Source organism: Paenibacillus sp. V4I5 (assembly GCF_030817255.1).
Taxonomy (GTDB): domain Bacteria; phylum Bacillota; class Bacilli; order Paenibacillales; family NBRC-103111; genus Paenibacillus_E.
Map to the genome: position 1 here is coordinate 2,568,705 of NZ_JAUSZB010000002.1, position 17,012 is coordinate 2,585,716.

At 41.5% G+C, this 17,012-nt stretch carries 11 protein-coding genes; 1 reads left to right on the forward strand and 10 read right to left on the reverse strand.

Annotated elements, in window-relative coordinates; genetic code table 11:
* Positions 1–13: 13 nt before the first annotated feature.
* From queC to QFZ78_RS13585, 4 genes are all read right to left on the reverse strand, one after another.
* Positions 14–730: a 7-cyano-7-deazaguanine synthase QueC gene (gene queC, locus QFZ78_RS13570; RefSeq protein ID WP_307548205.1), complete on the reverse strand. Its 717-nt coding sequence runs from the start codon at positions 728–730 to the stop codon at positions 14–16.
* A gap of 54 nt (positions 731–784) precedes the next feature.
* Positions 785–1,465 carry a 7-carboxy-7-deazaguanine synthase QueE gene (locus tag QFZ78_RS13575; RefSeq protein ID WP_307548207.1) on the reverse strand — a complete coding sequence of 227 codons (681 nt, stop codon included), beginning with the start codon at positions 1,463–1,465 and terminating at the stop codon, positions 785–787.
* Positions 1,465–1,938: a 6-carboxytetrahydropterin synthase QueD gene (queD, locus tag QFZ78_RS13580; protein WP_171640389.1), complete on the reverse strand. Its 474-nt coding sequence runs from the start codon at positions 1,936–1,938 to the stop codon at positions 1,465–1,467. Before queD ends, QFZ78_RS13575 begins: the two co-directional genes overlap by 1 nt.
* A 69-nt stretch (positions 1,939–2,007) precedes the next feature.
* Entirely contained in the window at positions 2,008–2,277 is a 270-nt protein-coding gene (locus QFZ78_RS13585) for a hypothetical protein (protein ID WP_307555661.1), read from the reverse strand.
* A gap of 204 nt (positions 2,278–2,481) precedes the next feature.
* On the opposite strand from QFZ78_RS13585, the gene QFZ78_RS13590 reads away from it, so the two are divergent.
* Complete coding sequence (locus tag QFZ78_RS13590; protein WP_307548209.1) at positions 2,482–3,111, forward strand: nitroreductase family protein; 630 nt, start codon at positions 2,482–2,484, stop codon at positions 3,109–3,111.
* 62 nt (positions 3,112–3,173) lie between these two features.
* Here the strand turns inward: QFZ78_RS13590 and QFZ78_RS13595 are convergent, their stop codons facing one another.
* The 6 genes from QFZ78_RS13595 to QFZ78_RS13620 form a co-directional block, all read right to left on the reverse strand.
* On the reverse strand, positions 3,174–4,253 hold the full coding sequence (locus QFZ78_RS13595) for a hypothetical protein (protein ID WP_307548210.1): 1,080 nt from the start codon (positions 4,251–4,253) through the stop codon (positions 3,174–3,176).
* 145 nt (positions 4,254–4,398) lie between these two features.
* Positions 4,399–5,829 carry a glycosyltransferase gene (locus QFZ78_RS13600; RefSeq protein ID WP_307548212.1) on the reverse strand — a complete coding sequence of 477 codons (1,431 nt, stop codon included), beginning with the start codon at positions 5,827–5,829 and terminating at the stop codon, positions 4,399–4,401.
* 20 nt (positions 5,830–5,849) lie between these two features.
* A complete protein-coding gene (locus tag QFZ78_RS13605) occupies positions 5,850–7,475 on the reverse strand; it encodes a hypothetical protein (RefSeq protein WP_307548215.1) in 1,626 nt (541 codons plus the stop codon).
* 116 nt (positions 7,476–7,591) lie between these two features.
* Complete coding sequence (locus tag QFZ78_RS13610) at positions 7,592–8,389, reverse strand: Cof-type HAD-IIB family hydrolase (protein WP_307548216.1); 798 nt, start codon at positions 8,387–8,389, stop codon at positions 7,592–7,594.
* A 116-nt stretch (positions 8,390–8,505) separates the two neighbouring features.
* A complete protein-coding gene (locus tag QFZ78_RS13615; protein ID WP_307548217.1) occupies positions 8,506–15,486 on the reverse strand; it encodes a PKD domain-containing protein in 6,981 nt (2,326 codons plus the stop codon).
* Positions 15,487–15,498: 12 nt separating this feature from the next.
* On the reverse strand, positions 15,499–16,542 hold the full coding sequence (locus tag QFZ78_RS13620) for an S-layer homology domain-containing protein (RefSeq protein ID WP_307548219.1): 1,044 nt from the start codon (positions 16,540–16,542) through the stop codon (positions 15,499–15,501).
* Positions 16,543–17,012: the final 470 nt, after the last annotated feature.

Consider the following 17,012-nt stretch of genomic DNA (forward strand, 5'->3'; position numbering starts at 1 on the left):
TCTTGCAGGAAACTTAAGCTAGATATGGTATTGGATCTTTTGAACCCGCTTCTTCAAAGCCTTTCAACCGTAAACGACAGCTGTCACAAACGCCGCAAGCTTCCGCTTTTCCATTGTAACAAGACGTAGTTAGTTCGTAAGGAACGCCGATCTTCAAGCCTTCTTCCACAATTCGTGCCTTGGTCCAGTCAATAAGTGGGGTTTCAATCGTGATCCCTTTCCCTTCAACACCGACCTTGGTCGCAAGGGCAATCACTTCTTCCACTTTATGAATAAATTCCGGACGACAATCCGGATATCCACTGTAGTCGAGGGCATTCACTCCGATATAAATGGCTTCTGATCCCGTTACTTCGGCATAAGAAGTTGCTATGGAAAGGAATAGCAGATTGCGTCCAGGTACATACGTAACTGGGATCTCAGATTCCTCTGACCCTTCCATCAATCCATCCACAACATTAGGAACATCAATGTTATCATCCGTTAATGCGCTGCCGCCGAAATCACGCAAGAAATCTAGCTTGATGATCTTATGACGACCACTGACACCATAATGCTCAGCGACTTGCTTGGCATTCTCGATTTCAATTTTGTGACGCTGACCATAGTCAAAAGAAATCGGATATAGCTCGTATCCCGCTTCTTTGGCAAGTCCCATGCATGTTGTACTATCTAATCCGCCACTTAGAATGATGACGGCTCTTTTATTATTTTCATTGCTTGCGCTCATAGTAGACACCTCTTTTTCTTCTTGTGAAAAATGAAAAATAAGTAGATACGCGCTTTAAACGCCGCGCATCGCTGGATCCCAAATGATCTTATGCAGCTGCATGTTCAGCTTCACCTTGGACAACCCTGCGTCAAGCATGAGCTCGACGAGCTTGCGCGGCGGCATGGTCTCCCACACCGGGCTGAACATCGGCTGCGCTTTCGTCGGGTGCTGCTCAAGCACTTCCACCGCGGTGCGGAAGTCATGCTCGCTGCCGATGACGAACTTCAACTCGTCCTGCTCGCGCAGCAGGGCGAAATTGCTCATGATCATCTGCCCCATCTCGCCAGAGTCGGGCAGCTTAAAGTCCATGATGTATCGCACCTTCGGCGATGCGACACGCTCCACGAACAGTGCGAGATCGATCGCGCCGTTCGTCTCGATATGCAGGTCATCGACCTGCTCCAGTTCAGCGAGCGCGTCGATTAACGCGAGTGACTTCTCGCCGTACAGGAGCGGTTCGCCGCCGGTTAGGCAAATATGCCGGGAGCGATACGTCTGGACCTTGCTGATAATTTCAGCAATGGTCATGACGTTCTCCGCTTCCGCGGGCGGGTAGCTGTACTTGGTATCACACCAGGTACAGCGCAGGTTGCAACCAAAAAGACGGACGAAGACCGTCGGGAACCCGGCACGGGTCCCTTCGCCTTCAACCGTCTCGAAGATCTCGACCATCGGAATGCGGATATCTCGCATTACACATCCTCCTCCATCATCGAGCGTGTGATGGCCGCATAACTAGTCGGCGTTTCCCACAGCCGGATTTCTTCCAGCATGATCGCTGGATAAAGTTGTTCTTCAAGCAAAGCTTGATGAATTTCCTCATACATCCAGACGACCATATTTTCAGCGGTTGTATTCATAGCAGGCAGCACATCATTCAAATATTTATGGTCCAATCGGTCAACGACACGTTCTTTTGCAATACGTTTAATATCACCAAAATCTATAGCGATCCCCCGGCTATCCACTTTTCCGCGCATAATAACTTGCAGCTTATAGGTATGTCCGTGCAGATTTTTACATTTTCCCTCATAACAATGCAAATGATGCGCACTGTCAAACGTAAATTCTTTGGAAATCAAAACGGATTTGTGATGATATTTTAATTGGTTCTCTTGGATGTCACGCCCCAACATTTGCACATCTCTGGGGATATCGTAGCTCATATCTATCACCTCATAATTATGAAAAAAACAGTACTCTACATTCTATCACGAAGAGACCGTTTTTCACAATCAATCTTGCAGTTTTCGTCTTCCCTTTTGAGACCAGTCCAAATGACCGCGAATTTCCTGAATCCGTTCATTCTCATTGCGTAAATCCGATTCAATTAGAGCTGTAAGACTTTCAATTTGATCTACCACAGTATCGGGAAGCTCAACCTCTTCAACTGATTTTACAATATAGAGTAAACATTGCAGCGTCTCATCCATAAGGCTCTTCTTCTTGCCGGTTAAGACGACTTCTGAGAGAAAAATAAGGTGACTCAGCTCTTTTTGCGTCATTTTCAAGAGGAACATCCCCTTTCTTGCTTCCATTATCCAACATTTTCCGACATCGTGAAAGACTCTCTTGACAACTTAAACTATAACATTTATGATTACAGTAATCAGTTTGCTGATTGGAATTTTTTTCAAATGATAAAATTGAATGCTTTTAAGCAATGGAAACACACTAAAAAGAATTTATAAACCTTGGAGGGAAACCTAATGAGTACAGAAGTTAAATCCGAAGTTCTTAAAGTTTTAGAAGAGCGTCATTCCGTAAAGCAATATCAAGCTGGGCACAAAATGCCGAAAGCCGATTTGGAACAGCTTTTGACGTCCACGTCACAAGCACCATCTTCATGGAACCTTCAACACTGGAAGCTTCTAGTTATTGAAGATCAAGCTCAAAAAGAGAAATTGCTTCCTATCGCATATGGACAAAAGCAAATCGTAGAAAGCTCCGTTGTTATCGCTATTCTAGGCGATCTCGAAGCTAACAAAAACACAGAACTCGTTTTTGGTCCAGCAGTTGAAGCTGGCCACATGACAAAAGAATTATATGACACTCTTGCCGGACAAATCGAAGGCGCATATCAATCCCCACAAGTTGCTCGTGACGAAGCTATTCGTAACGCTTCCTTAGCAGCTATGCAGCTAATGATTGCTGCTAAAGCACTTGGCTATGACACATGCCCAATGGGTGGTTATGATGCTGCCAAATTCGTTGAAGCTTTCAACGTTCCAGCACGTTATGTACCTGTTATGCTGATTAGCGTAGGCTTGGCTGCTACCCCTGCTAGATCCGCAGGTCGCCTTCCTTTGGATCAAATCATCGTTTCCAACTCTTTTTAATTAAAGAAAAGGCATGACTTCCATCTAGTATGGGAGCATGCCTTTTTTCATTTGGTGCTAGCTCAATGATACTGATCCGTTTCAAACCAAATTTCATCAATTAGCTTATTTCTATACAGCATGGATACATTAAATGTTTCATACTCTTTTTCTTTATCCAACTCTTCAAGCAATAATGTCGCAATTAGCTCTCGATCATCTGAATCCCCTGGTTCGCGGAAATCAATGAAACCTGTTAGTTGGCGCGAACTAATATCCACCGTTGCAGTACCAATCGGCAAGCCACCGTAGGATTGCTGATAAATTTCATACGTGAGTGTATCGCCATCATCTCTGGCCAAATTAATCGTGTAATCTTCCGGAGAAAGAGGCATCGTATCTTCTTCTATGTCATCAACCAAATCTAATAAATCAATGTGCGTTAATTCCACCGTATCTACGGTTTCCCCATTATAGATCATGTTAAAAATAAACGTATCCGTTTCATCCTCATTGAAATCTTCGACAATGAGCTCTGACACCCTATCCATTTCCTCATCAAAAGGATCAAATCTCCATGATATATCGCCAATCACATCAGTACCATACATATGAAGCGTAATTTCAGCTATGAGCTCCGAGTCATTATCATAAACATGATAATCCACACGGTTTCTACTTTCACCTACAATTACAAGCTCATAGCCCTGTTGATTCTTGCGTTCCCGGATCATCTCCATTTGATCTGGGGCATTCTCTGAGTCGATGTCATCGAATCGGGTTTCGTCCCTCACCCATTCATAATCAACTTCATCGTCATGCTCGTGACGCGTGTACGAATGCGAGTCCTCTTCGAGCATGGTAGGTTCTAAGGCATGATCTGACGCGATAACGAAATCATAATCACTATAACTAACTAAAACCTCGCACTCTTCAATAGCCAGTGCATCAATGACATTCTGAATATACGACTGAACGAATTCATACACCTTCTGTTTGTCCATGGTCGTAATGGACTGCTGCTCCAGATGAATCGAGCCTTTGAGTCGATCCGATTCCCTGTAGACTAGCGTTAACGTACCGACAAACTTCCCATTGTACATAATATCGCAGACTTCTCCGCCTGCCGTTTTCAGGTCGGGTCTAAGCATAATATCGGCCACGACTTATCTCGCCTCCTCTACAGTTCTTTTGATACTTCTGTAGATTGTCCCAACATCGTCCAAAATATGAGTATTCAGGATAAACGAAAAAAGACGGTTCCAAAAGTCATGGTCGTACATGACCGAGGAACCGTCCTTTTGTTATTTACTTTGGATTATTTAAGCGTTGGCGTTCGGCTTCGATGGTTGCGAGTCGTTGACCAACGACTTTCACCAGGCGTGGATATTGCCTTAACATATTAGAATAAGCTGTCCTCGCTGTAGAAAACTTTCCTGCACAAAACGCGATGTCTCCCAAAGCCATATCTGCCTTCCACTCCCCAATCTCATGATTAGGGGAAACGATACTCCGAAAGGAATGGAATGATTCTTTCGCCTTTTTAAAGCCAGACTCTGCATCTCTGTAAAGCTGATCGGCTTGCTTCATTCGAACTTGTGCAAGCATATAGTGCGCATCAGGGAAATCCGATTGGTAATCCAAAGCTTTCGTACAATACACGGCTGTCTGCTCCCAATCCTTGCGTTGGAAATAAATATCCATTAGATATTTATAGATATCAAGCAACCTTCCAAAAAGCGGGTGAGGTATCGCTCTTCGCTCCGCTTCGATCAGAGCCTCCACCGCATCTGCTTCTTTACCCGCTCCAAGTAGTTCTCTACCCATATAGAACCACCAAGCTGGATTATCCGAATCTTCCTCAATCATTGTTCGCAACAAGTTCAGGTTCCGATCAATCTTCTGCTTACTTGCCATAATATCTGGTTCATATCCATCGTGAAACACTCTAACCTTTACTTTGTGACGAGCGGCTTCATTGTTATAAATACCCGATTCCGTTCCTACCTGTTCATGAACCCTCCCCCAGTAGCGAAGCCCACGGCCCAGGGGAAATAATCTCGTCTGTGAGAAATTATGTTTCACATGATTTTGAATCTGATTGATTTGCCACAAACATAAAATAGTTGGTACTACCGAATCATGATAGATACCTGCCGCCTCTCTGACAGCATCTCTATCTTCTTTCACTAAATACTCGTCTGCATCGATCCAAAAAACCCAATCCGTATGCATATGCAGCAATCCTGTATTGCGAGCCGCGGCAAAATCGTTCGTCCACTCATAAGGAATGATCGTAACATTGGGATACCCCGATGCAAGCTCCGCTGTGCGGTCCGTGGAACAATCGATAAGAACAATGTGATCGACTGCGCCTTGAAGTGAGTCTAAACATCGCTGGATGGTATCCTCCATATTATACGAGATGATGCCTGCTGTAATGCTGACCTTCCTTACGTGAAGCAAGCCTTCGATATCTACACGTTCATCGCCTGAAGGAACTGATTTGAGTGCTTCCAACACAGGAGCAACCCATGTAGCTTCCGGATCGAGCAGCCATGCTCGCTGGAACGCTTTATTCGCGGCGTCGCCGTAGCTTTGATGCATTAATGCTTCTCCGAGAAACACCCAGTTTTGTGCTTCAAGGGGGTTTGACCTAATCATGTCCTTTGCCGCCAACTCTGCTTCCTTGTATCTTTGTTGTTGTAGATGTTCGATGATAAGAGCGCTACGTTGCATAGGTCACCTTATTATTCTGTTTAATAGGTAAAAGGTACAGTGTATACAAATTCATTTTTATAATTTAAAGTAACTGAAGTTGAACCTGTTCCGTTACTCTCTGAATAAACCGTATTATAACTTCCAAAAGGGGATCCATTTTTAATAAAAGGAGAACTTACTACTACATCGTCCCATTCTAAATCACTTGTAAATAATTGTGTAACTTCAAATCCACGATTTGAATTAGTTATTACCAAAGGGATCGCTCTTATTTGCATTTTATCTTTAATAGTTACATTATTTGTTTCATCTTTTGCTGTTACCGTGATGTCTATCGGACTATTAGTTGCAGCATTAATTTCCGAACTAAAATACAATGAATTTGTATTATTATCAATACCATAAGTTAATCCAGTGACTGATGAATTGTTTAAATACACCGAATATGTAACAGAAGAGCCAGGAAAAGGTACTAACAAACTTTGCAAATTCAAGTTTAAGTGACTACCTAAAATTATCTTCCTATTCACTAGACTATCTCTAGGAGTAACAATAAACTTACGATCTTCTCTCTCATCTCCGTTAATGGCCGATATTGTATAAGTCTCAGCATTTAAGGCTGGTGTGAAAGTAGCCTCTGTACCCAAAATAGTCAAATGGTCTGAGGCTCCATTAAGATCAAAATAAGTATTAGGATTAGTAGTGAAGTAGTTAGCTAAATCAATAGTAATGGAAGATTCTGTGTCTAAGATAAAGTTTTCAATTTGAGCAATATGAAACGGGAGCTTCCCTTTCGTCAATCCTCCATGATGATCAACTATAAGAACATTTAGGTCAAAGTCACCTACATTTAACGGGGTTAACTCATAACCAAAAATGTAATCTCCCTCATATTTCGGTGTAATTTGAATATTCTCATTATTTTTATCTATAAAGATTACATCCAACATGTTTTCATCATTATCACCAAAGTAATTATTGATTTGCTCTTCAATTTCCCAACTTTGAATTGGTTCTCCTACTACGCCTTGAATTTTATCCGTTGTTTCCAATTGGTAAGGAGCTGAATTTATTGAGTCATACTCAAATGGGTCATAGTTATTTACCGTTTTAGGACTTACATTTCGGAGTAATCCTTTAACTTGGTCATTCGTCTGATCTTGTTCAGAGGATTGATTCATTAGTTTAAGAACATCAGAAATATCAAACTTATATTCATCCGGATTCCCTGTATTAGGGACTACAATAACTTGGAAAGTATCTGTGATCTGAGTGTAAGATAGTTCTTCTTCTTCTTCTTCTTCTTCTTCTTCATACCTTATTCCAGTTACAGTAAATGTCGCTTTACCTACGGAACTAGTAGTAATTTCATAGACCCCATGATTTCCTAAAGTGAATTTGCCCTTAGCGATGTTCAACTCAGTCTCATTCTGTGCGACAGACATATATTCAGCACTGTACAATGAATCTAAATCAATATATTTGGTTCCGTTTAATGGTATAACAATCGTCGTTATTTTCTCTACTGGAGTTGGAGGTTCAGAAGATGTTGCATACCCCTGCTGAGCAGGAGCCACCATAAAAGGCACAGCCAAAATCGCTGTGCTAGCAATTGCCCCTACTATTTTCTCCTTTTTACTATAAGCTTTCTTCTCTTGCCCCATTTTTACACCACCGTTATCAATTTTCTTTCTCTTATTCTACCATACGACATAATATGGAAGAACCCCCTAAAACGACAAAAATCCTCAAAAACCGAGGATTTTATCGAATTTTTATATTATAAACAATATTTCAAGATAGCCTCACGCACACCCTCGTCATTATTAGAAGATGTTACCGCATCCGCTGCTTCTTTCACACCTTCTGGCGAATTCTCCACAGCGATGCCGAGTCCTGCAAATTCCATCATTTCGAGATCATTATAGTAGTTGCCGATAGCCATAATCTCACTAGGATCAATCTCTAATGAAGCAGCCAAAGCTTTCAAAGCGTTGCCCTTATTGGCCTTTGCACTCATCACATCAATAAAGAGGTCGCCACTGCGAATCATCCGCAAATGACCGTATAGCCTCTGTTCTTCCCATTCCTTTTGAACGCGATCCAAATCATGCTGGCTAAAAAGTGTAAATTTCACAATCGGCAGCCCCAGCTCCGAGACATCTGTTACGAGTTTGGGGTTAATCAGAAACTTTTGATACATCTGTTTTTCGTACTCGCTGATCCGTTCAATATACATGTTAAAAGAGGTACATACATCAAAATGAATACCTTCTCTCCGCACATAATCCAACATAGGCTCAATTTCAGGATGCGTAAAAGCAAACTCATTGACTAACGTCTGGCCCCGTTCATCCGCGTGAACTGTCGCCGCGCCATTGTGTGTAATCATCGTTCCCTCAAGCCCAAGTTGTTGTAGGATTGGAAGCGTGCTCGCTGGAGCTCTTCCGGTACATAACACAATGTGACACCCTTGATCATGTACCTCTTGAATCGTTTCAATCGTGCGTTCTGTTAATTCATGCTCATCATTTAAAAGAGTTCCGTCTACATCCAGTGCTATTAATCGATATTTCAAGGTTTTCTCTCTCCCTTGTACTTCGCCTTTTTATCGATTTATTGTACCATAGGAACATTGTGTATTCATCGATTTACATAAAAAAAAGACAGTTATCCGAAGATAACTGCCACCAATTATTGAACCCTATGAACTCCGACTGACTTATTGACATTGCCAATGATTTGGACAGGAATGTCCTCCTTTTTCACAACACCGTTGTGGTAACGAATTTGAAAATGAATGGTTTGCAGCCCTTGAGGCAAGCCCTCCGCGAATGACTGGAATTTCGCATCAAATAGTTCTCCGCTAAAAGAGGTCGCATCCCCTCCCGCTGCAACTAAACGTTCAGTCACATAAAGCGCATGCCCATCTAACCCTGTCGTATCAATCCAAGCTGTCACTTCGTCCACAGGAGCAGGTGAACTCTTGCTAGAAACTATGAAAATTTCCCCAGAGTAGAAGTCCTTAGGTGCCGAAACTGTTTGGTGACCGCTCTTTTCATGCAAAATCAACCAGTTGTCTGTATAAGTTACATCCGATTGTATCGTCAAGGGCATTGCAGCAATCATTCTAACTGCGGTATTGGAAAGACGTCCATCTGATACAGTTAACGACACCTTATACATACCAGGCACTAGGTAGTGATGCGAAAAATCCTTTGTGGAAAAAGTAGTTGTAACCCCATCAGGCTGCTCTAACTTCCACGCATAAGTTAGAACATCACCATCTGGGTCGAAAGAGGTATTGATGCTTGTCACTACCTCTCCCTCCCAAACCGGCTTTGGAGTCCAATCAAATTCAGCTGCAGGCGCTCGATTGATATAAAACCATGTTTGGGCTGAATAATCTGACCAAGTAGCCCCATCAAATACTCTGACTCTGACGCGGAGTTTTTGACCAGCTGGCAGCTCCTGATTGACCATCCAATTCCCTACGTTTGCATTAGTCCCCTGATAGAACTGCCCTGAGTCCAGTAACAATACATCATTAGCCTCATTGGTAATTTGCATTTGGAAATAAGTGAAGGTTGTACCCGGATCAGGATCGGTTTGGCTCCATTCAAAAGTAGGCCGCAGCTCGGAAAAAATGGTAGGCGCAGCTTGCGTCCCGCTCGGAATCGTCATGCTGGCTACTGGAGGTCTATTGGTTGTGAACCAACCAGTGTTTGACCATTCAGACCAGTATCTCTCATCGTGAACTCTTACTTGAACTTGGAAAGGTCCATTTTGATCCTGGATGTAAGGAAGATAAAACCACTCTGTAGCATGAGTATTCCAAGTAGTAGCGATTGTATAGTAATCGCAGTCGTTCCAAGAATTACTTTCGCTATCATAACTACAAAAGTGTGCATAGTTACCGTATCTTTGAGCATCGTACACATTCCCATACTGATTATACTTAACTTGAACACCATTAGCGTCTAGAATACGGTATTGGAATGTGCGATATTCCGTAGGAGTGTCTGGGTCACTCTGATTCCAAGAAGGTTGCAAAAATCCAGAAGTGATAGGTGTAGGATTAGACTGTGAGCCATTCGGATATGTCAACGTTGCGGTTGGAGGAAAGCCCTTTGCGAAATATCTCTCAGACCAGCCTGACCATTCACCCTTCTCATCCTGAACTCTAATTCTCACCTTATATGTTTGATTAGGCTGTACGGTCATCGGGTAGGAATAATTCAACGAAACAACGTTACCATCACTAAGCGAATTATGCGTTCTAGCAACAACGGGGTTATTCTGACTAACCCATTGATATTGCGGATTGTTGTAGTAGTTGTAATAGTAGTATTGCACGTCTATTTCCGAGCGTACAATTCGGCTATCAGCATCGTAATCTACCGCATTCCAAGTAAATAAAGGATTACTCCCTGCTGCTCCAGACGGATTATTCATATCCGTACTTGTATGGCTCGTGATATCAACAAAAGGCGCATGATTCGCAGGTGGTGAGTCTAGCCACAATATAGCTTCTGCCCAATCAGACCACGCACCGTATTCATCTTTAACAGCTACCCTAAACGTATAAGCCCCCATTTCTTGTACTCTCGTTAATTTTCCATTTACCGTTGTACCATCTGGTTTTATGTACTCATATCTTCGCTCAATTATTCCTCGAGAAGCCGAATAATCAATGCCAGTTGGTTCCGTAGAGTAAGTCCAGCTGTTTAACCAACGATCAGGATCATAGCTCTGATCATCGTAAGTTACGTTATAATAGATATCTTGATTTACATTCAAAACCCCTATAGGTCTACGATGGATCAATACATTTCTAGAATACGGGTCAGATTCAGACATGTACTCAGCAAAGGCTGAATTCGGATATTTAAAGCCAACAGGTGTAGGATCATCTGCACCAATAAAGGTTAATTTATAAACCCCTACCTTATCTAGTGTTTTTATCGGATCTCCATTAAATGTTTGATTATTGTAGGCTGAAAGTCCACTTTTACCATCCCCCGAATCTAAAAATTTCGTCGAGTTCGTTTGCTCGTACTTCCATTTATCCTTACTAATCAAATGATCGTCACTTTCAGGATCCACAAACTCCGTAGAGTACGTCAGTTCTTCCCCCACAATGCCGGTATCGCTAATTTTATTGTTGTCTACAATCGGCACTTTGACATAGAAATTACGGAAGTGAGAGCCATATCCACCAATGAAAAATCCATAAGTACCTTCTGTTATTGCAAGATCGGTTACTTCCATAATAGGAACTGTACCCATCCGTACCTTTATTTTTCCACCTCTAACACTAACCTTCATGTTGTTAAAAGAGGTCGTAGACAACCAGACTGGCGTTGACTGTAACTCGGTACGCACACCACCAACGAACTTCGATAAGCTTATTTTGTTTGTTGTAAACTCTAATCGATACATCGTATTGTTATTAGTTGCCCTGAAGATTAAACCCGAAGGGGCATTCACATTCGTATTCACACTTGATTGTAAGAAATCGAACACGTAATCTGCGTCTGCAACACTCGTATCCTTCTTCATGGTTTGACCAATTTCCGCTAAAGCGTAGCTAGAAGGACTAGTCGTTCCACCATTTATCTTATAGTAGTAGAATTTACGTTCAGATTGACTATCATCTTCATCATAGTGAGAAACATAGCTGCCTACACTACAAGAACCACAAGACGTCCATTGGAAGTTCCATCTTCTCAACTTATAATGCTCTTCTTGAAGAACGACTTGAAACTCTCCATCTGCACTTAATCCTGCCGAGGATACCGTATATCTAAACCTCTCTTGAAGCGTTTGTTCGTGAGAGAAGGTATTAGTTGGTCTAGTTCCTTTGGTCGTATATGATGCGAGTTGGTTTGCATACTTATCGGCAACAACGATTTTGTTCATACCATCAACGATATAGACATATCCATCAGCCGATACAGAATAATTCACATCGACTAAGGTTGAACTATCACTATCTGAACCGTCACCTCGTATTACGCTGCCATCCTCATACCTAGAACGATTATTAAAGTAGATATCTTTGTATATTTCTAATTTTTTAGTAACACCTGTTTGTTTATTATAAGAAACAAAGTATTCACTAATCGTTCCTGCTCGGTTACTACTAGAACCCCAACTCCCAGAACTATATGTATCCGTAGTTAAATTCATTGGTTGTTCTCGATATAGATATACTTCTGAGTCCTCATAAATGCCCGTTAGAGTAGGAGCAGGTGTTACTGTATTCGCAGGTACTTCTAAACCAGTCTCTACATCAAGCCAAGTCGTCACTACACACCAACATCCGTAGGAATAGGTACCTCCAAGTGATACCTTAGTTCCATCATTGTTTAGTTTCAAGTTAGGATGAGGTGATCTTACTCCACTTTCACTAGAAGAACAGTCACCAGAACAGCCATCATAGTTGTATTGACCAGAACGTTTCCAAGATACTGTACCATCAGCAGTTTTACGATAAATAGTCCATGTCTCAATATAATCATTATCGTTATAATTGTAGGCATTGTAGTCTACTGAATAAGCTCCACCTTTAGCATCATATGCTAGATACTTGCCTGGATTATCCGGTGTAGGCTTATTAGGAATATACTTTTGTTGTACATAATCATAAGTATTTCCCAAACCTCCATCTATCCTAGTATTAGTCCCGTCAAAAAATGGAATGGAACCAATAGAACCAACTCCATATCTGTTACCCAAAAATTGTGTATTAAATAACTGAGGAACAGGGAAAGTATGCCAAGCGTTATAGTTTGTTTTTTGGTACTGTTCAGGGGTAATAGTTAACCCAGTGGCAGGGCCATTAAAAGGCTGTTTACCATAATGAGATGTTAAACCATTGGTAGCAGTGTTGTAAGTAAATCCAATATCCTTAACTTTATTCAAATTAGGATTAGTTAAAGATGAACCTTGCCACTGATCCCCATATGCCATTAGCATTTCATTTTCCAGTGTTGTATGAAACAAAGGAGGTTCTGGATTCGCACTTGTGACCGTAAACGAAACTTCGGGAGAGTCATTTTTGATATCAACCACATAGCTTCTGGTATTCGTTAAACCCCAATCCTCCTTTGTTTTTACCGTTAATCTATACTTACCTACCTTAGGAGCTGTAAGAATAGCCGGCCCACCAACGGATATCGGTATATTTAAAGGCATATGGTCGTTGAAAATTCCATCGTCATTGCTATCGTACACATATGTAATTGACGTTTCTACGATTACATCTCCATCGGGACTGTAAGATAAATCCCTGAACTGAACATTTCCTCTTACAGCAAAGATTGGTAGGTTGATAACAGCTACTGGAGGTTTATCCTCTACAACGTTTATGTTTTTAATTGCTATGTTTTCCGGCAAGCTGCGTACTCCGTAATTGTCCTTTACTTCTAAGGTTACAGTCTCTATACCGACATTGGGATAAACGGGGAGATTATTCGTCCAAAAATACTCCGTTATCGTTCTGTTCTTAGCTGGTTTGCTGCAAGCTCCATTTATCGCATTAGCTGCAAGTGGGCGGTTTTGTACGACACGGTTTGGTACGTTAATACAGGGTAAAGGCTCAGGACGCATGATAGTTATGGTTGCATCCTTTTGTGTACAAGCTCCCTTATCATCACACATTTTCGCAGTTATAGTATGGTCACCGGCTGTCGATGCCGTTAACCATGTAAGCTTATCCTCACCCTTTAGATAACCCATAGAAGGAAAGCTCTTGATCCAATTACTTGAGCTGCTTGGAAATAACCACTCGAAAGTTACGATATCATCGTCAGGATCGTAGTGGTTAGGTGCAATTTCTGGCAACAACCTTACATTTAATTTATCACCAACAATGGAATCGGATATAGGAGTCCTACTATAGTAATCAGCATCAGCAAACCATCCAATCTCAAATTGAGGTGGTCTATTCGGAGGTTTTGGACCAACTGTAAACTTGCCTTCATAGAAATATGAAGTTCCCCCACAACTATCCTCAAGCTTATATTCAATAACTACTTCGCCGCTTGTAATATTGCCTGGATAACCCGTAAAACCCATCATCCCATAAGCAAAAATGGACATATCACTCACAGAAGTACTACTTAGCGAACTCCAACCGTACTGAATATATGCACCCGTAGTTTGGGATAAAATGAACCTACCTCTAACAGGTGTACAACCAGAGGGAATCGTCCAATCTGCTTTAATGAGGTTGGAATCTTTCCAAGGAATTGAGGGCTTATCGGCTGAGGTAGTTCCGCTAAAGTTTCCACCGCTTGGTGTACAGCTGGCTTGGGGAGTAATGATCTGAGTAAGTATGTTATTAGAGGCAGTTGTTTCTGAGACAACGTCATTGGAGTCAACGGCTAGCGTGATGCTTTTCATACTGCTGAAGGTGTAGGGGATAATCTCGGTTTTGGTCTCTCCTGAGGTAAAACCAGATGTGTAGGAAAAAGTTTTGAACACTGTGCCGTCTGCGGCTAGGGTTACTTGGAAGGATGTTCCACTTGAGATGGATACTCCGGAGTTTTTGAACTTGATGGTGAGGTTGGTGCTAACATTTGATAGTACGCAAGCGCCTGCGTCGATGGATATGGATGCTAGATCGGGTTTGTCGGGTGGAACAAAAGTGACTTCTATGTGGGTTTGGTACTTGTAGGTTTCGCCTTTCCATTTGCCGATAGCGTACATGTGGTAATTACGTAATAGACCATATGGTGGTGTTTGGCCCCCCGTGATTGCATCCAGTTCTTCATAGTCTGTAGGACCCACTGAATCGTCAAGGGCTAGCATTGTTCTGATCATCCCTTGGCCGTCTGTTTTCCCTTTTCCATATGATAACGGAATTGCCTGTGAATCTGGATGCTGTTCAGCTCCAACAATTGCGATGGCACTCTGGACTAACTTATCGCCATCTGTTATTTCAGGTGATCCGAGTTTTAGTGAGACAGAAGACTCATCCAAAAACCAACGATTGGGTCGAACTACCTCATAAGCAGTTGTAACTGCCCACCCTTCTTTACTAAAATCTTTTATACCATCTCCGCTTGCAGGTGAATCAGATTGACCTGAAATTTTGTATTGATCTGTATCATAGTTATAACGTAAATCTGGTCCATTTATTGTACCTCCAATAACACGATAATCGAAAGGCATTGCTGTATACCTATATCTTCCTGCAGTAGGTATACGACCAGGATAGGGAGAAGGATTTCCGTATACGCCGTTAAACTCAACAGCAGGAGTCTCTTCACCCATGTGTTCCCATATAATTCCTGGAGGTTGTCTATAAATTTGGTGTCCTGGTTTTGTTTCAGATATACCATATACAGGAATTTCGATCCCATTTAAGGATGCTATATTAATTGTGGAACCCATAAAACAGCTCGAACATGCTAGTTCTGTTCCATTATTAAATATTTTTACGGAAGTAATAGTACCAGATAAAAAAGGACTAATATCCTTATTTATCTGCTTTGACGCTGAGGCAGAATACTGTGTATCCACAAAATACTCCTTAAATAATCCTTGTTCATAATCATAATACAAAGTTTTGGAGCTAGCAGCACTCGCTGGGAAACTATCAATAAAAGGTGCAATTAACTGTGATATTAATAAAATTAAAACGATCCTCGAGATTAAGCTTCGCAAAATAATTACCTCCTAAGGCCTTGCCACATCAACCTCACTACCTATCACGTCAAATACTAAACCAGTTTTAGCGAGGTCTTTTTTTATACCATAAGCTACATAACCCGAATAAATTCCTGGGACAGCGAAACGTACAGTTCTTGGTAATCCGTCCATAGAGAGAAGCAAAGTTCCAGTTCGATCATATAAAGTGATAAATTGATTGACGAAAAGATTAAAATTGTCCTCAGCCAATTCTTCTACTTTAACAGTGAATTTTGCTAACACCACAATATCCCTGTTTTTATCTACGTTACGATGCCATTTTGACATATCGATATATGCCATATATGGATCATTCTCATCCGACGGATCTGCAATAACCACCTGGTCTAAAGTAACCGTAGCACCCTGCCCCGCACTCCATGTCTCGCCAATATTCTTGGGCTTTAGTCCAAGAACATACTCGACATTACTATTCGCCGTCTCAATCAGTGCCTGACTAATCGCATACTTATCTACCGGTAACTTTTCACCTTTTTTTACGGACAAGATACGCTCAATAATCGTTATCGCCTGTGCTCGAGTACTTGTCCCGTAAGGCGCTAAATCTGTCGTACTAACACCATGAATCAACCCTAATTGAACAGCATCAAGCATTGACCCCTTCAGAGCTTTATCCACACTCCGAGCACTTAACATAGCCATTTCAAAGCGTTGAAGTGGTTCATTATATCTTTCTGGAAATTCCACTGGAATAACACTTAACTCCTTCAGCCTGTTAACATAAGGCACGTACCAATCATTTCCCTCAACCTTTTCTACTTTTTCACCTGCTGCAGAAGATAACATTTTGATAAACTCTGCACGACTAATCGGTAAATCCGGTTTAAAACTTCCATCGTCATAACCATCCACGTATTTCTTTTCAACGGCTGTTTGAATGGAAAGCTCTGCCCAATGCTGAGATGTGTCCATGAACTTGCTGGGACTTTGTGCTGAGGAGTTAATCGCATCATACCCAATGGATGCTGCGCATAGTACCGAACATAAAATAATTGAAAACCTTTTTCTCATAATAATCCCCTCTTTCTATTGGTCACTCCGTATATACAAAACGTGACATATCATTATCGGTAGTATCGCATTACATAAAAAACCGCCCAGCAATCGCCTAGCACACAGCGACACATGGGCGGTTCTTCCGCACACATTCCATATTCTTCTTGTTTGAAAATACCATAAACTAGTAGTTTTGTAAATCTCTAATTTTAAGATGTTACTTTTCCGCTTCGTTATCCTCCTCCTTGAACTTAAAGTTTTTTAAGATAATTGTTGCAAATGGATTGACTTTACAAATGAGAATGGTTATCATTTAAAGCAGTAAATGAAAATGAAAATCATTATCAATAAAACACTATTCAGATTGGAGTGTGTTATAACGTGGGACTTTTGTTTGAAATGGTTAAAAACAGGGAAAGTCACCGAGATCAGGAGTGGACCTATTCTCAAGAGAATACGAATTCCATGAATGTACAGGAACTATC